The following is a 22623-nucleotide window of genomic DNA, read 5'->3' on the forward strand; positions in this document are numbered from 1 at the left end:
TCATTATGCTAGTTTCCTTAACTCGCGAAAAATTTGAGCAGATTATTCCATTGATTGCGACTGGCGCACAATATGCTTATTATTGGGGCAAGTGGCAAGACTTGTTAAATCGACTGCTCATTTCTGTAGTAGCTGTGGTAGTGATTCTGATTCTAGACGTAGTTTTGGGACAAGGAGCGCAAGCACTCATTTTATTATTAGGAGTAATAGCGGGTTTATATTGGCTTTGGAGTCCTATCTATTGGGCAAGTCTGCGGAATAATCAATACCGCCGTTTTCCCTATAGTGGTTTTTGGCGGGGTCGAATTTTAGAAATTTTCTTGACTGAAGACTTAATTGGTGAAGAAGAAACCGTCAATCAACGAGGGGATCTAGTTATTAATGAAATTCGGGAAAGACGAATTAATTTAGTCATTGGAGATGAAACTGGTTTTGAAATAGAACTGCAAGCTCCCCTACAAAGATTATACAAAGCGATCGCGCCTGGTCAAATAGCCGAATTATTAGTTCTTTCTCGTCAACCCAATCTTGCCAAAATAGATAAATTTACTGATGCTTACATTCCTAGTTTGAATCTTTGGATTGGCGAATATCCTTATTTACAAAGAGATGTTTTTGCTGAAGTTAGCCGTCAGTTGGGCAGCGATCGCTCAAGAGCTAATCTTAATAAAAACCGAGTTAGAAAACCGCCTATGAAATAATGTTAGTGTTATGGGCGATTAATTAAACCCTAAATAAAATAATAAATTCTGTTCCATTGTAATTATTAACTTGAATTGTTCCTTGTAACTGTCTGACGAAACTTTTAACTAATTTTAATCCTAAAGAATTTGTTTTTTCTAAAGTAAAATCTTCTGGAAGACCGATACCATTATCTTTAACGATTAAGGTGAAATTATGCTTTTCGTCTTCTATAAATTTAATTTGCAGATAGCCGATTTTGTCTTTTATAAATGCATATTTTAGAGAATTGGAAACAAGTTCGTTAATAATTAATCCACAATTTAGTGCAATTTCAAGTTCGATGAATGTAGATTGAACGTCTATTTTCAGAGTAGATGAAGTACCATCAATTTTATAGGATTCATACAAAGTAGCTACTAAACTTTGAAAATATTTAGCTGCATCAATCCGAGCTAAATCTTTGGCTTGATATAGCTGTTCGTGCAGTAGTGCCATCGAACTGACACGATTTTGACATTCTTTCAAAATTTGAATAACCTTTGGTTCTTGGATATGTCTACATTGATGTCGAAAAAGACTATCAATTACCTGCAAATTGTTCTTGACTCGATGGTGAACTTCTTTGAGTAGTATTTCTTTTTCTGTTAAAGATGCTGCAATTGTTTCTTCTGCTTGTTTGCGTTTGCTAATATTTTGAATTTGAGCGATAAAATATAAAGGTTGACCTAGCTTGTCTCGAACCAAAGAAACACTTAATAAAATCCACACGATCTGTCCGTCTTTGTGGAAATAGCGTTTTTCCATTTGGTAAGTGCGAATCTCATTGTTGAGTATTTGACGAACGTAATTCAAATCTGCATCTAGATCGTCAGGATCAGAGTTAATATCCAGACCAAGTTTGCTTTTGATTGATTAACAATCTTTTACTCTCCAAACTCCTCAACTTTAGTAAAAGACAACCAAAAGTTTTTATTAATAACAATTTAAAAAAGTATAGGTTGGGTATTTTTAAAAGATAACAGATCGCAAGGGGTATTATCAAGCGTATTTTTGCTGAAAAGTTGTCAGTAATTTAACGCAGTTACCCTCAAGTCAGATCTCGCAGAAAAAATCGCCGTCGTTAAAAATTAGTAGGCTTGCCAAGTTAAAGCTACTAAACTATTAATGATACTAGCTGCGACGATTGCTCCTCCTTTGCGACTATTTAGATAAATATGGGGAATCGCACAATTTTCCAGCCATTGCTTCTGTACTGGGTTGAGAAATAAAGGAGGAGTAGCGATCGCTAAAGCTGGTTCAATCGTTTTACTGTCAATTAATTGTACTAAATTAGTTAAGGCACTCTCGTCTTGACCAATTATATAGATTCCATTGGGATGCTGTTTTGCTAAAATTTCTAATCCCCAAGCTGCTTTAGTTTGTTTGATGGGAGGACGAGTAACAGCAGTTGTACAACAATAAACAGGATTACAAAAAGTTTGTTGTAGTAAAGGTACAAGACTGACTTGAATCATCGGTACATCAACAATAATAGGAGTTCTGGCAGCTAAAGCTGCTGCACCGTGAAACAGAGCATCCGCAGAACAACGAAGCAAATGAAGATAATCAAAATCGGCAGTACTGTAAATTATTTGACGAACAATTTCATATTGCGCAGGTGATAATTGATGAGTAGAGATTTCTTGATCGATGATTGCCAGACTTTGAGCATCTGTAATATGCAAATTCATTGCCTTTTCCAATTCAGATAAAACTAGATGCTAATCTAGCTCGAAAATAATTTAATCGAAACTTGACTGAAGTATTTATTTACTTTTGCTCTCAAAATAATTGCCAATCTTTAGAAGTCAATCTTTTTAGCAATTGAAGACGTTTATTGATATAACTATCATCTAATCTACACCAACTATGAATTGGTGCTGCTTGAATGCCAATTGCCCACACCCAAATTTGGGCAGTTTGAGTAAAAGCTTGTAACGAATTTAATTCATACTCTGATAAAGTTTGAACACTTTGATAACCCGATAAAAAAGCATCTCGAACTTGTCTACTAATTCCCGCACTGAGAGATACTTGCAAAAATTTAGCCAAATCAAAAGTTCGCCAACCATAACCACACTGATCAAAGTCAAACAGTGTCACCTGATTATTTTCCGTGAAGTGAACATTACCACTATGAGGATCGCCCCAACAAACTACCCACAGAGGAAATTCTCTAGGAAAATCTTGTAATTGAGTTTGGATTTTTGCGATCGCATTTTCTAAATAAATCAAATCTTCTGTTCTATGTTTCAGTAGAGGCGCAATAATTTTGAAAGAATTAGTTAATAAGTATTCCAGAGTCAAAGGTTGACGATTAATAGCAGGTTGAAAATCACTGGCAGTTTGATGGATTTTGGCTAAAGTTTCCCCTAAAATTTGACTTTGGGTCACATTGAGATCTCCTAAAGGAATTGTACCAGGTGCATAAGGAAATAAAGCAGCATAGCGATCGCCTTCTAAAGCCCGAATAGTGACAAATAACTTTCCCTCTTTAGTTTTCAAAGGATAAGCCACAGGAAGATAATTTTGATGTAAAAAATCGAGTAATTCTAATTCAAATTGAATATCTGCACCAGAACGCCAATGATGATGAGATACTCGCAGAATATATTGTGCTGCGATCGTTTGGATCAAATAAACATCACTCAAACCTCGATGCCACAATAAACATTGACTTACTGTTTCAAGTTCATATTGACAAATAACTTGACTTACTAATGCTTGGGGAGCAAGGGTAGAGTAAATGACTGGAAAAACATCTGGAGTCATAAAAAATAATTAGACTCTTCCTGTTAGTAAATAAATTACTAGTCTTAAAATTTTATTTGCGTATTTATAGATACCGTTTTTACAGTTACCAGTAGAGACGTTCCATGGAACGTCTGTACAACAGTTATCTAAGTTTTAATGCAAAAAAAGCAAAATCAAATTTCGTAAACTACATAGCTACTAGCAATTAGTTACAAAAAATACAAAATTACCCTATCTCTTTGCCATTAAATAAACACATTAATGTTTTTAGCGAGCAGAAAACACATCAAAGTAGCTGTTATTTGTAGATTTAAAATTAGCAAAAATTAAGTTGTTCATCAGTTCTAATCAACTTAAATCAAAGAAATTAACAAATTTGCATAGTAATCAAATCTCATAAATTTGCTCAAAATACAATTATTTGAGGAGAATAAAAGTGGTAGCAACTGCAAAACCAACCAAAATGAACAAATTTGAGGCTTTTAAATCTGAAAAAGATGGATTAGCTGTCAAAGACGAACTAGAAAAATTTGCCCAACTTGGTTGGGAAGCAATGGATGAGACAGATTTACAACATCGTCTTAAATGGGTAGGAGTATTTTATCGTCCTGTCACACCTGGAAAATTTATGTTGCGGATGCGAATCCCCAACGGAATTATTACTAGTGAACAAATGAACGTACTAGCAGAAGTCATCGAACGTTATGGTGAAGACGGGAACGCAGACATCACGACTAGACAAAATCTGCAACTAAGAGGAATTCGTTTAGAAGACGTACCTGATATTTTCCTTCGTTTTCAAGCAGTAGGTTTAACCTCGGTGCAATCAGGAATGGATAATGTGCGTAACATTACTGGTTCCCCAATGGCAGGAATTGACGCTGATGAATTGATCGATACTCGTGAACTAGTTCAACAAGTTCAAGATATGATTACCAATCAAGGTCAAGGTAATTATGATTTTACAAATCTACCACGCAAATTTAATATTGCGATCGAAGGTGGTAGAGATAATTCGGTTCATGCCGAAATTAATGATATTGCTTTTGTTCCAGCTTATAAAGAAGGTCAATTAGGTTTTAATGTCCTAGTTGGTGGATTTTTCTCGGCTAAACGTTGTGAAGCAGCCATTCCTCTTAATGTTTGGGTTGCACCAAATCAAGATGTTGTCGAACTATGTCGAGCTATTCTAACAGTTTATCGAGATCATGGTTTACGCTCTAATCGTCAAAAAGCAAGATTAATGTGGCTGATTGATGAATGGGGCATTGATAAGTTTCGTGCTATGGTAGAAGCTCAATTAGGGCATACGCTAGATACGGCTGCTCCAGAAGATGCTCTTGATTGGGAAAAAAGAGATCATCTTGGCGTATTTTCACAAAAACAACCAGGTTTGAATTATGTGGGAATGCACGTACCAATCGGTAGATTCTACGCCCAAGATATGTTTGACTTGGCAAGAATAGCAGAAGTATACGGTAACGGAGAAATTCGTTTAACTGTAGAACAAAATGTCATTATTCCTAATATTCCGAATGAAAATCTGGAAGCCTTTTTAGCCGAACCTATTTTAGAAAAATTTACTCTTGAACCAAAACCGCTCGAAAGAACCCTAGTTTCTTGTACTGGCGCGCAATTTTGTAATTTTGCTTTAGTAGAGACTAAAAATCGAGCTTTGGCTTTAGCAAGAGAATTAGATGCAGAATTGGAATTACCAAATAAAGTCCGCATTCACTGGACTGGTTGTCCTAATTCCTGCGGTCAACCCCAAGTAGCAGATATTGGTTTAATGGGGACTAAAGTACGCAAAGATGGTAAAACCGTTGAAGGAGTCGATCTCTACATGGGCGGTAAAGTTGGCAAAGATGCTGAACTCGGTACTTGTGTTCAAAAAGGAATTGCTTGTGACGATCTCAAATCAGTATTGCGAGATATTTTAATTGACAAGTTTGGTGCTAAATCTCGCTCATTTTAAACCTCATTGATTATTAGTTTACATTGTCTGGGATTTCCCAGACTTTGGACTATTCGGAAAGTTTTTGAGTTTTATGCAAAATAAAAATTTTTTTGATGTTAAAAATGCATTTTTGGTAATAATTTGTAACAATCAATACTAAAAATTTAATTTAAGAATGTGATTCTAGTAGCTCAGATTAACTAAAAAAAGGAAGGAAATAAAATCATAATTTGAAAAAGCTACACCGACACAAATGGAAAAACTTCTATAAAATTTGTACTCAACATACCAAGACAAATTGGGAAATAACAACACATAACTTTCATTATTTTTCCTTAGATACATCTAAATAAAAAATTCAGTTCTTAATTTCAATTGTCAATTAATTCATAATAATTCCTCTGTAATTTCTATGTCCAAACTCTCTCGTCGTAGATTTATTTTTACTGCTGGAGCAACTGCTGCTGGTACTTTTTTAGTTCATGGTTGTACTTCTTCTAGTAATAATTCTGGTGGTAATTCAGCCGAATCTACACCTAGTGCAACACCAGTAGCAAATCTCAGTCCTGAAGAAACTCCAGAAGTTACCAGTGCTAAATTAGGGTTTATTGCTTTAACTGACTCTGCACCCCTAATTATTGCTTTAGAAAAAGGGCTTTTTGCTAAATACGGAATGACAGAGGTAGAAGTTCTCAAACAAGCTTCTTGGCCAGTTACTAGGGATAACATTGAACTCGGTTCACAAGGAGGCGGAATTGACGGGGCGCATATTCTAAGTCCTATGCCTTATTTGATGACTTTGGGCAAGATTACTAAACAGCCTGTACCCATGTACATCTTGGCAAGATTAAATACTAATGGTCAGGCAATTTCTGTCAGTGAAGACTATTTAGATTTAAAAGTAGGCTTAGACAGTTCCAAAATGAAACAGGTTTTTGCTCAAGCTAAAGCCAGTAATAAAGAACTTAATGCAGCAATTACTTTTCCTGGCGGGACTCACGATTTGTGGATGCGTTATTGGTTAGCTGCTGGTGGAATCAATCCTGAAAAAGATATTTCTGTAGTACCAGTTCCCCCTCCTCAAATGGTTGCCAATATGAAGATTGGGGCAATGGAAACTTTTTGTGTAGGTGAACCTTGGAATGCTCAATTAGTTAATCAAGAACAAGGTTATACTGCATTGGTTACTGGAGAATTATGGAAAAATCACCCAGAAAAAGCTTTTGCTATGCGTGCTGATTGGGTAGACAAAAATCCAAAAGCTGCCAAAGCCTTACTCAAAGCAGTTTTAGAAGCACAACAATGGTGTGATAAACCAGAAAATGTTCAGGAGATGTGCGAAATCGTTTCTCAAGATAAATGGTTTAAAGTACCAGCCGAAGATATTATTGAAAGATCTCAGGGCAAAATTACTTATGGTGATGGACGGACAGTAGACAATCCCGATATCGCTATGAAATTCTGGAAAGATAACGCTTCTTATCCTTACAAGAGTCATGATTTGTGGTTTTTAACCGAAAATATTCGTTGGGGGTATCTGCCTGCCAATACAGATACTAAAGCTTTGGTAGATAAGGTAAATCGTTCTGATATATGGAAAGAAGCAGCTAAAGCAATTAAAGTACCCGATGCACAAATCCCTACGAGTGATTCTCGTGGTGTCGAAACTTTCTTTGATGGAGTTAAATTCGATCCCGAAAATCCTAAAGCCTATTTAGACAGTTTGAAAATTAAAAAAGTTTAAGTCTGATCTAGCTGAGGTGGGTAATTGCTCACCTATTAGATTGATACACCTAATTTGATGCAATAGAAAAAGTCCACTGATGAACACAGATAGTTATCGGTAAAAACAAATGTTATTGCACTATTTGAGTTGTGTCAATCCACGACAAGTAAATACACTTTCTTTTTCTCTCAATCATGACAGCTAATCTAAACAATACCGTTGGGAAACCTAATTTTTTTGTATCTCTGATTAAAAATCCACCTAGGAAATTACTCGCTCCTCTTTGTGCAATTCTGTTTATTTTGACTCTTTGGCAGGTTTTGTGTAGTAGTCCCGATGCTAATTTACCGAGTCCTTTAAAAACTTTTCAGGATACAGCTAATCTAATTTTTAATCCTTTTTTTGATAACGGAGGTACAGACAAAGGTTTATTTTGGCAAATCATAGCTAGCTTACAAAGAGTAGCAATTGGTTATACTTTGGCTGCTGTAGTAGGAATTGGATTAGGAATTTTAATCGGTTCTAATGCTTTTATGTATGATGCATTGGATCCTATTTTTCAAGTATTAAGAACTGTACCGCCTTTAGCTTGGTTACCGATCGCTTTAGCTGCGTTTCAAGAAGCTAATCCTTCGGCAATTTTTGTGATTTTTATTACGGCAATTTGGCCAATTATTATTAATACTACGGTAGGGGTACAGCAAATACCTCAAGATTATAAAAACGTAGCTAAAGTTTTACGTTTGTCTGGAACTAAGTATTTTTGGGAAATTATGTTCCCTGCTGCCGTTCCTTACATTTTTACAGGTTTAAGAATTGGGATTGGTCTTTCTTGGTTAGCGATCGTAGCAGCAGAAATGTTGGTTGGTGGTGTAGGAATTGGTTTCTTTATTTGGGACTCTTACAACAGTTCTCAATTAAGTGAAATTATTGTGGCTTTGATTTATGTGGGTTTAGTTGGTTTACTGCTTGATCGCTTGATTGCTTGGATTGCTTCAGTCGTAGTTCCTTCTGAGCAACAACAGTAAATAAAAGTAAAAAAACAGATTACCTATTACTTTTTAATAATCAATCACTTCTAACTGATAAATAATGACTGCATTTCTTGAAGTAGATCACGTTGATAAAGTCTTTCCTCTCGCGGATGGGGGAAGATATATCGCCCTCAAAAATATTCATCTGGAAATTAAACAAGGGGAATTTGTTTGTTTACTAGGACATTCTGGCTGTGGTAAGTCTACTTTGCTCAATATTGTCGCAGGGTTAGATAAACCCACTCAGGGTGGAATTATTTTGGAAAATAAACAAGTTAAACAACCAGGTCCCGATCGCATGGTAGTCTTTCAAAACTATTCTTTACTTCCTTGGAAGACTGTCCGACAAAATATTTCTTTAGCTGTTAATCAAGTATACTCTCATAAATCAGACCGCGATCGCCGTGCGATAGTCGAAGAACATATCGATATGGTTAACCTGCGTCATGCAGCCGATAAACATCCTTCGGAACTGTCTGGAGGCATGAAACAAAGAGTTGCGATCGCTCGTGCTTTGGCAATTCGTCCGAAGTTACTGTTGTTGGATGAACCTTTTGGGGCTTTAGATGCCTTAACTAGAGGTAGTTTGCAAGAACAGTTGATGAAAATCTGTCAGGAACATCAAGTTACTTGTCTGATGGTAACTCATGATGCGGATGAAGCTTTATTACTCGCCGACCGCATTGTCATGTTAACTAATGGCCCTGAATCTCATATCGGACAGATTCTCAACATTAATATTCCTCGTCCCAGAAATCGCCTAGAAGTAGTTAATCATCCTAATTACTACCCTCTACGCAGTGAAATTGTTTACTTCCTTAATCAACAGAAAAAAGCCAAAAAACGCCAAACTAAAGCTCCTGCGGTGATATCCAGTCATGGCATAGAAAAAGCTAACCTAGAGCTTGGTTTTATCCCTCTAACAGACTGCGCTCCCCTCATCGTAGCTCAAGAAAAAGGCTTCTTTGCCAAACATGGTTTAACGGGAGTCAATCTAGTCAAAGAATCTAGTTGGAGTGCGATCGCGTCTGGAGTAACTAGCGGTAAATTAGATGCTGCCCAAATGGTTGCAGGTATGCCTCTGGCCTTAACAATTGGGATGAATAATAATACACCAGTACCGACAGTGACTGCTTTAACCTTATCCCATAACGGCAATGCAATTACTCTGAGCAAAGAGTTTTATGAAAGAGGAGTACGTACCTTAGCCGATTTCAAAAAAGCGATCGCTATAGATTCTGACCGAGTTTACACCTTGGGGATGGTAGATGACGCATCGATGCACAATTTGATGCTACGTTACTGGTTAGCTGCTGATGGAATCGATCCAGATCGTGATGTGAACTTAGTTGTGATTCCTCCTGCCGAGATGGTAGCTAACCTTAAAGCAGGCAAGATCGATGGTTACTGTGCAGGAGAACCGTGGAATTCTCAAGCGGTTCAAGAAAATATTGGTTTTGTCATTGCTACAGATTTGGATATTTGGCCGAATTATTTAGAAAAAGTGTTAGGAGTTCGGGAAGATTGGGCAAATCAATATCCAGAAACTCATTTAGCTTTAATTAAAGCCTTGATGGAAGCTTGTCAATATTGTGATGATCGTCGTCATCGTGAAGAAATTGTTCAATTAATTTCTCAACCCCAGTATGTAGGTTCTGCACCAGAATATATTCGTCCTGGTTTTCTTGACGCATATAACCGAGGCACAGGTGAACCGTCTCAATTGTTGCCTAAATACAATGAATTTTACCTGAATAAAACCAACTATCCTAGTCGTGTAGAAGGACTGTGGATTTTAGTCCAGATGGCACGTTGGGGAATACTACCTTTCCCTCGTAACTGGATTGAAATTGTAGATAGAGTAAGAAGAACTGATGTTTATTCTGAAGCAGCTAGACAATTAAACTTGCCTGGTTTAGCACCAGAAAGAACTTCTTTCCAATTATTTGATGGTAGTGTATTTAATCCTGATAATCCCCTTGAATATCTCCAAGGACTAAAAATTAAACGAGAAATTCGAGTTGAAGAGGTTCAAATCGATCTCATCCCCACAGAAGTAGCTTAAGAAGTAGGTGTCATTGATGACGTACATCTACAACAGACACATAATTATTTATTCTAATTACTCAAATGAATTTAATGCCGACTTTAAACAATAGTGTTGAAAATCAACTCTCATCTTCTACTTCAGCAAATTTCTTAGAATTTGATGGTGTTGCCAAAATTTATCCCACTGCTAAAGGAAGTTACACAGTTTTAGAAGATGTCAACTTCAGTGTCAAAGAAGGAGAATTTATCTGCGTCATCGGTCACTCTGGTTGCGGTAAATCGACTCTTCTAAGTATGGTATCGGGATTAAATAAACCGAGTATCGGAGAGATTCGTTTAAGAAATCAACCCATTACTAAGCCAGGCCCTGAAAGAATGGTAATTTTTCAAAACTATTCCCTTTTACCCTGGAAAACTGCTTATGAAAATGTTTATTTAGCCGTCGAACAAGTTTATAAACATAAATCTCGCCAAGAAAAAAAAGAAATCACTTTAGAACACTTAGAATTAGTAGGTTTAAGCGAAGCAGCTAATAAAAAACCAGGTCAACTTTCTGGAGGCATGAAACAAAGAGTCGCGATCGCTCGTGCTTTGGCAACTCGTCCTGAAGTTTTAATTATGGACGAACCTTTTGGAGCATTAGATCCCATTACCAGGGAAGAAATGCAAGAAGAATTGCTCAAAATCTGGCAAGATCATCGCTGTACAGTACTCATGATTACTCATGATATCGATGAAGCCTTATTTTTATCAGATCGTTTGGTAATGATGACTAACGGCCCTGCTGCCAAGATTGGAGAAATTATCGAAATTCCTTTTGCTCGTCCTCGCGATCGCATGAAGTTAATGGAAAATACTCAATATTTTGAACTGCGTAATTATGCTCTAGATTTTCTCTATCGTCGTTTTGCCCATGATGATGCTTTGGAATAATCCAGGCTAAGTGGTGCAGAAAACGAAAAGGAGACAATAGTGGCTCTGCCAAATTTTAAGAATTACTATAGAAATAAAGTAGGCAATAGTTATTATTATTTTTTGAATTTACCAAAGAATTTTTAACTCAATCTTGACTGATTGTGAATGGCACTGAGTTCAACTTATAGTGTCATTTTTTCTTTTTGAACTGTATCAACTGCCTGCAAAATTATTATGCAATTTAGTAATTTAACTTATGCTAATAAGACATCAAAATTCCCTAAGTAAGATTTTTTTGTAACTAAATATACGAAAAACTTCATTTAATCGTGTGAATCTAGTATCGCACGCTCAGATAAATAGTTGATTTAAGATACACCAAAAAGCTTGTAGTTTTTAAAGATTTTTTTTACTTGAATAAGAAAAAATTCTCATGGTTCAAGATTCATCATCAACTATTAGTAATCAGAAAAATAATTTCTGACTAATTTAAAGCTTAAACAGTATTATTGTTGACCCAAAAATAGTTTCAAATCTAGTTCGTTAACCTGAAGGAAGGTAAAAATGCTTGGAGAAATGTGGCAATTCAGGGGTAGATATAAAATCTTACACATGACCTGGTTTGCGTTCTTTCTATCGTTTGTAGTTTGGTTTAATTTAGCACCTTTAGCAACCTCGGTACAAGCAGATTTAGGTTTAACAGATGCTCAAATCAAAACTTTGGCTATTTGTAATGTTGCTCTAACAGTACCAGCCAGAATTTTAATCGGAATGTTGCTAGATAAAGTCGGTCCAAGAAAAACTTATTCTCTTTTATTAATCTATGCAGCTATTCCTTGTTTAATCTTTGCTGCCTCACAAACTTTTACTCAGTTGGTAGTTTCTCGTTTACTACTAAGTATCGTTGGTGCAGGTTTTGTGATTGGCATCCGTATGGTAGCAGAATGGTTTCCACCCAAAGAAATAGGTTTAGCCGAAGGTGTGTACGGTGGTTGGGGTAATTTTGGTTCTGCTGCTGCTGCTTTTACTTTACCAACAATCGGTGCTTGGATTGCTTTAGGTGCAACTAACCCAACTACAGGAGAAGCTTTACTCAACTGGCGTGGTTGTATCGCTGGAACAGGTATTATTGCTGCTCTCTATGGCATACTCTACTTCTTTAACGTTCAAGATACTCCTCCAGGAAAAGTATATCGTAGACCACGAAGTGCTAGAGGGTTAGAAGTTACTACTAAGAGAGACTTTTGGTTTTTGATGCTGATGAACATTCCCTTAACTGGAATTTTGATGTTGCTCGCTTGGCGTTTGATGAAAGTCCAGTTATATGGCACAGAAACTATGTATCTTGTCTGGATTGGTTTACTGGGTTTATACCTGTTTCAAGCTTATAATTGCTGGAGTGTTAACAAAGATCTCTTAAGTGGTAAAAAACGTTATCCTGCTGATGACCGCTACAATTTCTCTCAAGTTGCTATCCTCGAACTTACCTATTTAGTTAACTTTGGTTCTGAATTAGCTGTGGTTTCAATGTTGCCTGCGTTTTTTGAAGGTACTTTTGTTCTCTCAAAAGCTCAAGCAGGAATGATTGCTGCTAGTTATGCGTTTATGAACTTAGCTGCACGTCCTGGTGGTGGTTTGATTTCCGATAAACTAGGTAGTCGTAAACTAACAATGGCTGTCCTTACTGCTGGAATGGGTATCGGTTATCTGATGCTTGGTTCAGTTGGCAATAGTTGGTGGTTACCTTTTGCCGTAATTTTAACGATGGCTTGCTCTTTCTTTGTTCAAGCAGGAGAAGGTTCTACATTTGCGATTGTTCCTTTGATTAAACGCCGAGTTACTGGTCAAATTGCAGGAAATGTAGGTGCTTATGGCAACGTTGGTGCGGTGGCTTATTTAACTATTTATAGTTTGCTGCCTACTTGGTTAGGAGGCGGAACAGAACCTTCACCAGCAATTTTGGCACAATCTAATACTTATTTCTTTCAAATTATGGGAGTAGCTGCTTTAATTGTTGCGGGTTTATGTTTTTTAATACTTAAAGAACCTAAAGGCTCTTTTGCTGAACATCATGAAGGGGAAGAAGAAGTTGTAGAAACTCCAACCATGCACACAGAAATTAAATTTTAACAGAAGAAAGCCTGGGGAAGAAATTTTTATTAGTAGCGTGGGCATTGCCTACTCTACTAATTTTTGAAGATTGTTTGAATTACTTGATATTTACTCAAAAATGTTTGTTGATAACAAAAACAAAGAAAAATAATGTTTATATTTAAAATTTATAAAATCAGAAATCTTATTGATTTAAAAAGAAAATAACATTTATTACTTTTTTTTATAAAAAAAATTGCTTGTAATTGAGCTTGAAATTATCGTAAAAAAATTTGATTAAGTTACATAAATTCCCAAGAGCCAACTTGCCATTAATGAATTGGAGAGAAGCAAAGTGACCGAACCAACCAAAACATTATGTCCATACTGCGGTGTAGGTTGTGGCTTAGAAGTCTTACCTCCAGCACAACCAGGTAAAGCCACTAATCGAGATCAGCAAGGTAATCCGATTTGGCAAGTTAGAGGCGATCGCTCTCACCCCTCTAGTCAAGGTAAAATATGTGTTAAAGGTGGTACAATCGCAGAATCTCTCGATAAAAACCGTCTCAAGTATCCAATGATCAGAGAGTCTTTGGATCAGCCTTTTCGTCGCGCTAGTTGGGATGAAGCTTTAGAAAAAATTGTTAATCGGATTCAAGAACTTAGAACTACTCAAGGTTCAGACTCTATCTGTATGTATGGTTCTGGACAATTTCAAACCGAAGACTATTATATTGCTCAAAAACTGCTCAAGGGTTGTTTAGGTACTAATAATTTTGACGCCAACTCCCGTCTGTGTATGTCTTCGGCAGTAGCAGGATATACCCAAAGTTTTGGTTCGGATGGTCCTCCCTGCTGTTACGATGATTTAGAGTTAACCGATTGTGCTTTTTTAATTGGAACCAATACGGCTGAGTGTCATCCAATTGTGTTTAATCGCTTGCGAGTTCATCATAAAAAGAACCGTAAAGTAAAAATGATCGTTGTCGATCCTCGTCGTACTCCTACTGCTGAAGCTGCCGATCTACATTTAGCGATTAAACCAGGTACAGATATCGATTTACTCAATGGTATCGCTCATCTGTTGCTGCGTTGGGGTTATCTCGATACTTTATTTATTGACGAATGTACTCAAGGTTTTTCTCAATATACCGAGGTAATTCAACATTATCCCCCTGAAGTCGTCGCTCGAAAATGTGGAATTCGCATCGATCTACTTGAACAAGCTGCTCGTTATTGGGGAGAGTCGGAAAGAGTACTTTCTTTGTGGTCGATGGGAGTCAACCAATCTTCCGAAGGCACGGCAAAAGTTAGAACCATTATTAATCTGCATTTAATGACGGGAAATATCGGTAAACCAGGTGCTGGTCCTTTTTCCCTGACTGGACAACCAAACGCAATGGGTGGAAGAGAAGCAGGAGGACTTGCCCATATTCTACCTGGTTATCGTGTAGTTAAAAATCCTCAACATCGAGCAGAAGTAGAACAATTATGGGGTTTAACACCAGGAAGTATTTCTCCTAATCCAGGTAAAGATGCTTGGAGTATGATTACAGGGTTAGAAACAGGAACAGTAGGTTTATTGTGGATCGCTGCAACCAATCCTGCTGTTAGTATGCCCGATCTAGAACGAACCAAACAAGCTTTAATGCGATCGCCTTTGACAGTTTATCAAGACGCTTACTATCCCACCGAAACTTCTGCTTATGCTCATATTTTGTTACCTGCTGCTCAATGGAGCGAAAAAACAGGAACAATGACAAATTCAGAACGAGTAGTTACGCTTTGCCCGCAATTTCGTGAGCCTCCAGGAGAAGCTAAAGCAGATTGGGAAATCTTCGCTGAAGTTGGTCGTCGTTTGGGATTTACTCAAGAGTTTAATTTTACTAATTCTGAAGCAGTTTACGCCGAATTTGTGCAATTAACACGCGACCGCCCTTGTGATGTCACAGGCTTGAGTTATCAACGTTTACAACAACAAGGCCCAATTCAATGGCCCTGTCCCCTGGAGGAAGAGGGGGAGATAGGGAGAAAGGGTGAAGCAGAAGAAACTGGCATTTTTTCCGCTTTGTTTAAAGAAAAGAAACAGGAAAAAGTAGCAAAACGTCTCTATACCGACGGAATCTTTAACACTCCTGACGGTAGGGCAAAATTTGCAGCTTTCCACTCCAAAGGATTGGCAGAACCTCCTAACAATGAATATCCTTTCGTATTAACTGTCGGTCGAGTTTACGAACACTGGCACACCATGACTCGGACGGGAAGAATTGAAAAGATTATGAAAAAACAACCTCAACCATTCTTAGAAATTCATCCCCGTGATGCTGAACAATTAGCAATTGAAGAAGGGATGTTGATAGAAATTCATTCTCGTCGCGGTAAAGGAATTTTTCCTGCTAGAATTACTAAAGCGATCGCGCCAGGAACAGTTTTTGTACCCATGCACTGGGGAGCATTGTGGGCAGAAAATGCTGAGGCTAACGTCCTTACTCATCCAGAAGCTTGCCCCATTTCCCTTGAACCAGAATTAAAAGCCTGTGCAGTAAAGTTAATCCCTGTTAAACCAGAATTGCAACAAGAGCGGTCGCTTTTTCAACAAAAAGCCAAAGAATCTGTATCAGTATAAATTTCAGTTACCTTGTCGCCGACACGTCTGTACAAAAGCGCGAAGCTTCAGAAACGTGAAATGAAGGATCAAAGTAGCAATTAACTATTAGCTATCAACCATCAACTCAATAGATCGAGAAACGCTATAATTAATGCCAATCTTAAAATTTCTTACCTAGAATTTTTAGACAAAATAGAGAAGTTTGATAAAGCGAATGGCTGCTAGAAAAACACAGAATGTAGTCTAAAATGCTTTCTATGGGGGAAAGCAAGTAAGTAATAAGCAAGCTATTAATACGGGATAATTTATGTTTGATGCTCTAGCAGAACGTTTAGAAGATGCGTGGAAGAAACTGCGCGGTCAAGATAAAATCAGCAAATCTAATATCCAAGATGCTCTTAAAGAGGTACGTCGTGCTTTATTAGAAGCTGATGTTAACCTTCAAGTAGTTAAAAATTTTATTGCAGAAGTTGAAAAGGAAGCTAATGGTGCGGAAGTCATCTCTGGAGTAAACCCAGGACAACAATTTATCAAAATTGTCTATGACGAGTTAGTCAAAGTGATGGGGGAAAGTAATGTTCCTCTAGCACAAGCCGACAAAGCTCCTACTATAATTCTAATGGCAGGTTTACAAGGTACAGGGAAAACTACCGCCACTGCTAAATTAGCTCTTTATTTGCAAAAACAACAACAAACTTGTTTAATGGTCGCTACAGACGTATATCGTCCTGCTGCGATCAATCAGTTGTTAACTTTAGGCAAACAAATTAATGTTCCTGTGTTTGAAATGGGAACCGATGCCAATCCTGTAGAAATTGCTCGCCAAGGAATTGAGAAAGCCAAAGAATTAGGTGTAGATACGGTGTTGATTGATACTGCGGGACGATTGCAAATCGATCAAGACATGATGGCAGAATTAGCTCAGATCAAAGAAACCGTTCAGCCTCATGATACTTTATTAGTAGTAGATGCCATGACTGGGCAAGAAGCAGCCAATCTTACCCGTACTTTCCATGAACAAATTGGCATTACAGGGGCAATTCTGACCAAATTAGATGGTGATAGTCGTGGTGGTGCAGCTTTATCGGTAAGACAAGTATCGGGACAACCGATTAAGTTTGTCGGTGTCGGGGAAAAAGTAGAAGCATTAGAACCTTTTTATCCAGATAGACTAGCTTCCCGTATTCTCAATATGGGAGATATTCTGACTTTAGTAGAAAAAGCTCAGGAAGAGATTGATTTGGCTGATATGGAAAATATGCAGTCGAAGATTCTCGAAGCTAAATTTGATTTTAATGACTTCCTCAAACAAATGCGCTTACTGAAGAATATGGGTTCTTTGGGTGGGGTGCTGAAGTTGATTCCTGGGATGAATAAAATTAGTGGTGCGGATTTACAAAAAGGAGAAACCCAACTCAAACGCACCGAAGCAATGATCAACTCGATGACCAAAGAAGAAAAAAGTAATCCTGAATTACTGGCACAGTCTCCTAGTCGTCGTCGTCGTGTGGCTAAAGGTTCTGGTTTTGAAGAAACTGATGTCTCCAAACTAATTAAAGATTTTACCCGAATGCGATCGCTGATGCAACAAATGGGTAAAGGAATGCCTGCTATGCCTGGTATGGGTGGTATGCCTGGTATGGGCGGAATGCCTGGTATGGGCGGAATGCCTGGTATGGGTGGTATGCCTGGATTTCGAGGCTATCAAGGCGGTTCTAAGAAGAAGAAAAAAACCAAGAAAAAGAAAGGTTTTGGTTCTTTATAAGATTGTAAATTCTTGATGATGATTTTCTGAAGTTAAATTAGGAATTTGGAATTTTGGATAAATCGCTTACAATCATAGAGGAGAATTTTGAGGTAATATGGTCAAACTGCGTTTAAAACGATTCGGCAAAAAAAGAGAAGTTAGTTATCGAATTGTAGCTATTAGTAGTAGAACTCGTAGAGATGGTCGTCCTCTCGAAGAGTTAGGTTTCTACAACCCTAGAACAGATGAAACTAGATTAAACGTTCCTGCAATTGTGAAACGTCTCCAAGATGGAGCGCAACCTACAGATACAGTACGGAACATTCTCGAAAAAGCCAAAATTTTTGAACAAGTTCATGCCTAACAAGACAACTTTGTCTGAAAAAAAGAACAATGCCAGTCCAGATTATATTGGGCTGGTTCAGTTTCTGATTCAACCTTTTTTAGACGATCCAAAATCTTTGTCAGTTGATTGCGAAGAAATTAGCAGCAAACAAAAAGTTTGGTTAAGGGTAGCCTTTGATCTCAACGACAAGGGTAAAGTCTTTGGCAGGGGTGGTCGCAACATTCAAGCAGTTAGAACGATTTTAAATACGGCTGCTACTGCTGTAGGTCAATCAATTTATTTGGATGTCTACAGCGACCAAGACGACAAACCTAACTTCAATCCCTTAAATCGTGGACAAAATCGCGATCGCAGACCAAACAATTTTAAAGGCAAAAAGCCGATGGGAAAAACCCGTTTTCGGCGTTCTCAGAGTGGTTAGCTAGCATTTGTTTCTAATTGTAGCTAGCTCTACTCCTAATTGAATGGCTGCCTTCATGCTGTTGGGATTAGCTATACCTTTACCTGCAAGATCAAAAGCAGTACCGTGATCGGGAGAAGTACGAATAAAAGGTAAACCAATAGTAGTATTGATCGCCCGATCAAAAGCCATTAACTTTACAGGAATTAGACCCTGATCGTGATACAAAGCAAGATAAGCATCAGCAGCTTGCGATTGAATTTGGTAATCATAGTTGCCATACCAAGCTTGACCAGGTTGAACCCACATTGTATCCGGGGGAATTAGTCCAATTAATTGAGTTTGGGGACGTTTTCCGCGTTCCTCCTCTAACCAAAATTGTAACCATTGTTTTTCTTCAACTCCAAGTTGTCCTGCTTCTCCGCTATGAGGATTTAACCCTGCGATCGCAATAGTTGGGTTTTCTATACCAAAATCTTGATGCAGACATTCAATTAATAAATCTAGTTTTAAGGACATCAATTGCGGATTTAAAGTAGATGGTACTTCAGCTAAGGGAATATGAGTAGTAGCCAACAAGGTTCGCAATGTCCAACTAGTATGGGGAGATTTGGCGACAAATAGCATCCCAAATTTATCTACTCCTGCACGAGTTGCTAAAACTTCTGTTTGCCCTGGATAATTGTATCCTGCTGCTTTCCAGAGAGATTTCGCAATAGGTGCGGTAACTATAGCTTGAAATTTACCTTGTAAAGTTAAAGTAATTGCTTCTTGTAAGTAATTAAAACTGTCTGCACCTGTATCCACATTACCTTGACCAAAAGTAAGGGATGTTGGACTAGGTAAATCAATAATATCTAGGTTTTCTGGATTGGCTAAATCTTGTGGCTTGAGATTACTATTTTGTTGTAGATGTTTATAGGTAGTTTGTAAATAATCGCGATTACCAATAATAGTAATGTAGCAATTTTCAGTAATAGATGAATCTGCTAAAGCTTTGAGGATAATTTCTCCGCCAATTCCCGCAGGATCGCCGAGCGTGATTGCTAAGTGAGGAAGTTGAGACATAATTTAGAGAGCGATTAATTAAAAATCAAGACTACTTAATGATTTACAATACCAATATTGAGTTTAAGCTGGTTGACTATTAAGGCACTCGCGTGTTTAGTAGTTAAGTTTAAAGTTAATTTTAGTCATTTTAATAAACAATACGGAGAGACTATCATGAGTGCAGAGAGTATGTTGTTTAACGGAGCGATTTTGTGTATCGTTCTAATTTTAGTAGGATTAGCTTGGGGCTTTTTACTACTAAAAATCCAAGGTGGCGAAGCAGAATAAGAGATCATTCAATCATAAAAACTTAAAATTGGATCGGTAGCAATTGCACCGATCTATTATTATTTAAAATTTAAGGATGAACTCTAAAGCAAAAGCGCTCTGCTAGTTTTCGACGTACTAGGCTACGCCACCCTTCGGGAAGCGTGTCCGCCTGAAAACTTCAACAGATACAGTAATTGTTTGTTATTTTTAAAAAATTAGAATTAAAACAATAAATAGCGATCGCTTCAGTTTAAAACACTATTACCTACCACCCAATCATCTGAAGCAGGAGGTTTGGGCTAATGTTTAATTACTTTCAAACCAAAACGATTGAAACTAGCGGGGCAAAAATTAACTTAGTTATTGGTGGACAAGGAGAACCTCTTTTGTTACTGCATGGTTATCCGCAAACTCATTTGATGTGGCATAAAATCGCTCACTTATTAGCTGAGGATTTTACTGTGATTGCTACTGATTTACGAGGTTATGGTGCTAGTTCTAAACCACCAGGAGAACCAGATCATAGCAACTATGCTAAACGAGTCATGGCACAAGATCAAGTTGAGGTGATGTTTCAATTAGGTTATGAAACATTTGCTTTAGTTGGTCACGACCGCGGTGCAAGAGTAGCTCATCGTCTTACTTTAGATTATCCTACCAAAGTTAAAAAATTAGCTCTTTTAGATATTTTACCCACCTACGAACTTTATGCCAATAGCGATCGCGAATTTGCTACGGCTTACTATCATTGGTTTTTTTTAATTCAACCCTATCCTTTTCCTGAAACTTTAATTAGTAATAATGCAGAATATTTTTTACGTCATTGTTTGAGTCAATGGAGTAAAGTAGACGATGCTTTTACCCAAGCAACCATAGCAGAATATCTTCTTTATTTTGACGATTGGGCAACTATTCATAGTACCTGTGAAGATTATCGTGCTGCTGCTAGTATCGATTCAATTCATGACCAATTAAATAGAGAGCAAAAAATCACTTGTCCTCTTTTAGTTTTATGGGGAAAACAAGGCATAATTGGGAAAAAATATGATATTTTAGCAAGCTGGACAGCTAAAGCAATTAATGTTCAAGGAAAGGGGCTTAATTGTGGTCATTTTTTACCTGAAGAAGCCCCCAACGAAACTTATTCAGCTTTAAGAAATTTTTTAGTTGTTTAATTAAAAATTAATATTATTTAGCTCAGTTTTTAGTTAAAAAGCTGCTTAAATTTACTTAATATAATTAGCACTTATCTGAAAAACTGATTGCTGCAAAACCACAGGAGATAATTGATTTTTTTGATGAATAGAATCGGCTGCTTGACTAGTTAAGAAAAGCAAGAGCAATCCAAAAAGAAGATCTAACCACAATTCTGATAATCTTTGCATAGTTTTATTTTATTTATTTTTTATTAATTAATATTATGACTCCGAAGTTACAGGTAAGTCTTGTTACTGAAAAAAAAATTACTTATTCTTTATAAAAGACATTTTAAGGTAAAGAATTTGTCAAGTTATCATTTGTTAGATTTTTTTTATTTAATTCTCTTTGCTCGCTTAATTTCACTGTTTGATTAAAAAAACGACACTTGATCATCAAAAAAACATCAAAATTACTTACTCCAAGCTCTAGACAAATCGCAACTCAATTAATTCTTTGTCCCAAATGACACGCCGTAACTATTTAGTAGTCAATTGTTGCCAAGGCTCATAGCGTTGAGCATAATAATCGAGAATTTTAATCAAACGCTCTTGGCAAGATGGTTCAATCGCTTGAGGGGATTCAATCCACAAAGCTTTAATTTGACTTTGATGATAATTAAATTTGTCTTGGCTTTCATTAGCTTGAGAAGTAACTGGATAGGAAATTAAACCCACTTCAACTCCTTCAACCTGTCTCAGATGAGCCACGACTTCGCGATAAACTGCTAAAGGTAAATTGGGATTAGCAAAATAATATTTAGTTTGTGGTTTGATGGTTAATTGCACGCTCACTATTAATGTTAGAGATAAAGTAATTGTATTTTCTCATTTTCTCCAGCTTCTGGTTTAGCTTTGGTATTAGAAAAAGCAAATTAGTTTGTTTACTCTTCGCGACTGTAGCAGTTTAAGATAAATTTATGAAAGCTAAACATATCTTCTCTGAGGATCGTTTAAAACAATAGTAAAAAATTAGAAACTTTAAGCATGAACGAAATTGCGGTGGGTAACAAAACAACAGATAATATCCGAACTGTCTCTGATGCAAAAAGAGATTTTTATCAACATCATACTCGTCCGATTAATTCAGTTTATCGACGGGTAGTAGAAGAATTATTAGTAGAAATGCATTTATTATCTGTCAATGTAGATTTTAAAAGCGATCCTATTTATTATTTAGGTGTGGTCACCTCTTTTGAACGTTTAATGCAAGGTTATCGACCAGAACAAGATAAAGAGTCAATTTTTAATGCTCTTTGTCGAGCCGTTGGAGAAGATCCAGAAAGAAATAGAGCGCAAGCAGGAAGTTTACTTAATCTTGCTAAAAATAAATCTCCTCAAGAATTAGTTGCTTGGCTTAGTGAACCCACACCATTAGAAAATTATCATGATATCATAGAACCAATTAAAGCGATCGCGTCTAATCCTCATTTTAAATATAGTCGTTTATTTGCGATCGGTCTTTACACTCTTTTAGAAGAATCTGATCCTGAAATTCTGAAAGATGTCAGTAAACGTAACGAGATTCTGGAAAGTATAGCTACTCAACTTCATCTTCCAGGAGAAAAAATGAACAAAGACTTGGAACTATATCGCAGTAATTTAGAAAAAATGGAACAACTACTCAGTGTGATCGAAGATGTTCTACAAGCCGGTCGTAAACAAAAAAATCAACCCAAACCAGAACCAGAAACTGCTGAATAGTTATTGTTTAAATCTACACTGATATAAAGTAGGGGAGTAATCCCCTTTTTAAA

General features: G+C 37.0%; 20 protein-coding genes. 14 read left to right on the forward strand and 6 right to left on the reverse strand.

Annotation, left to right across the window (positions count from 1 at the left end):
• Positions 1-5: 5 nt before the first annotated feature.
• Positions 6-701: a hypothetical protein gene (locus STA7437_RS07415; protein ID WP_015192761.1), complete on the forward strand. Its 696-nt coding sequence runs from the start codon at positions 6-8 to the stop codon at positions 699-701.
• Between the two features lie 22 nt (positions 702-723).
• Here the strand turns inward: STA7437_RS07415 and STA7437_RS07420 are convergent, their stop codons facing one another.
• From STA7437_RS07420 to STA7437_RS07430, 3 genes are all read right to left on the reverse strand, one after another.
• The gene (locus STA7437_RS07420; protein WP_322785861.1) at positions 724-1593 is read right to left on the reverse strand and encodes a sensor histidine kinase; all 870 of its coding nucleotides are present in this window, start codon (positions 1591-1593) and stop codon (positions 724-726) included.
• A 218-nt stretch (positions 1594-1811) separates the two neighbouring features.
• Entirely contained in the window at positions 1812-2414 is a 603-nt protein-coding gene (locus STA7437_RS07425; protein ID WP_015192763.1) for a precorrin-8X methylmutase, read from the reverse strand.
• Positions 2415-2505: 91 nt separating this feature from the next.
• On the reverse strand, positions 2506-3495 hold the full coding sequence (locus tag STA7437_RS07430) for a homoserine kinase (RefSeq protein ID WP_015192764.1): 990 nt from the start codon (positions 3493-3495) through the stop codon (positions 2506-2508).
• A 418-nt stretch (positions 3496-3913) separates the two neighbouring features.
• Between STA7437_RS07430 and STA7437_RS07435 the strand changes: the two genes are divergently transcribed.
• From STA7437_RS07435 to STA7437_RS07480, 10 genes are all read left to right on the forward strand, one after another.
• Entirely contained in the window at positions 3914-5452 is a 1539-nt protein-coding gene (locus STA7437_RS07435) for a ferredoxin--nitrite reductase (protein ID WP_015192765.1), read from the forward strand.
• Between the two features lie 394 nt (positions 5453-5846).
• On the forward strand, positions 5847-7178 hold the full coding sequence (locus STA7437_RS07440; protein WP_015192766.1) for a CmpA/NrtA family ABC transporter substrate-binding protein: 1332 nt from the start codon (positions 5847-5849) through the stop codon (positions 7176-7178).
• A 176-nt stretch (positions 7179-7354) separates the two neighbouring features.
• Positions 7355-8188 carry a nitrate ABC transporter permease gene (ntrB, locus tag STA7437_RS07445; RefSeq protein WP_015192767.1) on the forward strand — a complete coding sequence of 278 codons (834 nt, stop codon included), beginning with the start codon at positions 7355-7357 and terminating at the stop codon, positions 8186-8188.
• A 64-nt stretch (positions 8189-8252) separates the two neighbouring features.
• A complete protein-coding gene (locus tag STA7437_RS07450; protein ID WP_015192768.1) occupies positions 8253-10259 on the forward strand; it encodes an ABC transporter ATP-binding/substrate-binding protein in 2007 nt (668 codons plus the stop codon).
• Positions 10260-10333: 74 nt separating this feature from the next.
• The gene (locus STA7437_RS07455) at positions 10334-11176 is read left to right on the forward strand and encodes an ABC transporter ATP-binding protein (protein ID WP_041619233.1); all 843 of its coding nucleotides are present in this window, start codon (positions 10334-10336) and stop codon (positions 11174-11176) included.
• Positions 11177-11722: 546 nt separating this feature from the next.
• A complete protein-coding gene (locus STA7437_RS07460; protein WP_015192770.1) occupies positions 11723-13288 on the forward strand; it encodes an MFS transporter in 1566 nt (521 codons plus the stop codon).
• Between the two features lie 316 nt (positions 13289-13604).
• Positions 13605-15875 (forward strand): molybdopterin oxidoreductase family protein, encoded by a 2271-nt coding sequence (locus STA7437_RS07465; RefSeq protein ID WP_015192771.1) that lies wholly within the window; start codon positions 13605-13607, stop codon positions 15873-15875.
• Between the two features lie 289 nt (positions 15876-16164).
• Complete coding sequence (gene ffh / locus STA7437_RS07470; protein WP_015192772.1) at positions 16165-17622, forward strand: signal recognition particle protein; 1458 nt, start codon at positions 16165-16167, stop codon at positions 17620-17622.
• Between the two features lie 97 nt (positions 17623-17719).
• Positions 17720-17968: a 30S ribosomal protein S16 gene (gene rpsP, locus STA7437_RS07475; protein ID WP_015192773.1), complete on the forward strand. Its 249-nt coding sequence runs from the start codon at positions 17720-17722 to the stop codon at positions 17966-17968.
• Positions 17961-18371 (forward strand): KH domain-containing protein, encoded by a 411-nt coding sequence (locus tag STA7437_RS07480; protein ID WP_015192774.1) that lies wholly within the window; start codon positions 17961-17963, stop codon positions 18369-18371. The genes rpsP and STA7437_RS07480 overlap by 8 nt, the downstream gene beginning before the upstream one ends.
• Here the strand turns inward: STA7437_RS07480 and pdxA are convergent, their stop codons facing one another.
• The gene (gene pdxA, locus STA7437_RS07485) at positions 18372-19418 is read right to left on the reverse strand and encodes a 4-hydroxythreonine-4-phosphate dehydrogenase PdxA (RefSeq protein ID WP_015192775.1); all 1047 of its coding nucleotides are present in this window, start codon (positions 19416-19418) and stop codon (positions 18372-18374) included.
• Between the two features lie 156 nt (positions 19419-19574).
• Here pdxA and petM point away from each other — a divergent pair, with 156 nt between their 5' ends.
• Positions 19575-19688, forward strand: a complete 114-nt coding sequence (gene petM / locus STA7437_RS07490; RefSeq protein ID WP_015192776.1) for a cytochrome b6-f complex subunit PetM — start codon at positions 19575-19577, stop codon at positions 19686-19688.
• A gap of 284 nt (positions 19689-19972) precedes the next feature.
• On the forward strand, positions 19973-20845 hold the full coding sequence (locus STA7437_RS07495) for an alpha/beta fold hydrolase (RefSeq protein ID WP_015192777.1): 873 nt from the start codon (positions 19973-19975) through the stop codon (positions 20843-20845).
• A gap of 51 nt (positions 20846-20896) precedes the next feature.
• Here the strand turns inward: STA7437_RS07495 and STA7437_RS26510 are convergent, their stop codons facing one another.
• Both STA7437_RS26510 and STA7437_RS07500 read right to left on the reverse strand, forming a co-directional pair.
• Positions 20897-21055, reverse strand: a complete 159-nt coding sequence (locus STA7437_RS26510) for a hypothetical protein (protein WP_015192778.1) — start codon at positions 21053-21055, stop codon at positions 20897-20899.
• A gap of 291 nt (positions 21056-21346) precedes the next feature.
• Entirely contained in the window at positions 21347-21661 is a 315-nt protein-coding gene (locus STA7437_RS07500) for a hypothetical protein (RefSeq protein WP_015192779.1), read from the reverse strand.
• Between the two features lie 192 nt (positions 21662-21853).
• On the opposite strand from STA7437_RS07500, the gene psb29 reads away from it, so the two are divergent.
• Positions 21854-22570 (forward strand): photosystem II biogenesis protein Psp29, encoded by a 717-nt coding sequence (psb29, locus tag STA7437_RS07505; protein ID WP_015192780.1) that lies wholly within the window; start codon positions 21854-21856, stop codon positions 22568-22570.
• Positions 22571-22623 lie beyond the last annotated feature (53 nt).

It is taken from the genome of Stanieria cyanosphaera PCC 7437 (genome assembly GCF_000317575.1).
Lineage (GTDB): Bacteria > Cyanobacteriota > Cyanobacteriia > Cyanobacteriales > Xenococcaceae > Stanieria > Stanieria cyanosphaera.

Coding starts and splice junctions, on each gene's coding strand:
- STA7437_RS07415 (WP_015192761.1), top strand. CDS start 6: ATGCTAGTTTCCTTAACTCGCGAAAAATTTGAGCAGATTATTCCATTG.
- STA7437_RS07425 (WP_015192763.1), bottom strand. CDS start 2,414: ATGAATTTGCATATTACAGATGCTCAAAGTCTGGCAATCATCGATCAA.
- STA7437_RS07430 (WP_015192764.1), bottom strand. CDS start 3,495: ATGACTCCAGATGTTTTTCCAGTCATTTACTCTACCCTTGCTCCCCAA.
- STA7437_RS07440 (WP_015192766.1), top strand. CDS start 5,847: ATGTCCAAACTCTCTCGTCGTAGATTTATTTTTACTGCTGGAGCAACT.
- ntrB (WP_015192767.1), top strand. CDS start 7,355: ATGACAGCTAATCTAAACAATACCGTTGGGAAACCTAATTTTTTTGTA.
- STA7437_RS07450 (WP_015192768.1), top strand. CDS start 8,253: ATGACTGCATTTCTTGAAGTAGATCACGTTGATAAAGTCTTTCCTCTC.
- STA7437_RS07455 (WP_041619233.1), top strand. CDS start 10,334: ATGCCGACTTTAAACAATAGTGTTGAAAATCAACTCTCATCTTCTACT.
- STA7437_RS07460 (WP_015192770.1), top strand. CDS start 11,723: ATGCTTGGAGAAATGTGGCAATTCAGGGGTAGATATAAAATCTTACAC.
- ffh (WP_015192772.1), top strand. CDS start 16,165: ATGTTTGATGCTCTAGCAGAACGTTTAGAAGATGCGTGGAAGAAACTG.
- rpsP (WP_015192773.1), top strand. CDS start 17,720: ATGGTCAAACTGCGTTTAAAACGATTCGGCAAAAAAAGAGAAGTTAGT.
- STA7437_RS07480 (WP_015192774.1), top strand. CDS start 17,961: ATGCCTAACAAGACAACTTTGTCTGAAAAAAAGAACAATGCCAGTCCA.
- pdxA (WP_015192775.1), bottom strand. CDS start 19,418: ATGTCTCAACTTCCTCACTTAGCAATCACGCTCGGCGATCCTGCGGGA.
- petM (WP_015192776.1), top strand. CDS start 19,575: ATGAGTGCAGAGAGTATGTTGTTTAACGGAGCGATTTTGTGTATCGTT.
- STA7437_RS07495 (WP_015192777.1), top strand. CDS start 19,973: ATGTTTAATTACTTTCAAACCAAAACGATTGAAACTAGCGGGGCAAAA.
- STA7437_RS26510 (WP_015192778.1), bottom strand. CDS start 21,055: ATGCAAAGATTATCAGAATTGTGGTTAGATCTTCTTTTTGGATTGCTC.
- psb29 (WP_015192780.1), top strand. CDS start 21,854: ATGAACGAAATTGCGGTGGGTAACAAAACAACAGATAATATCCGAACT.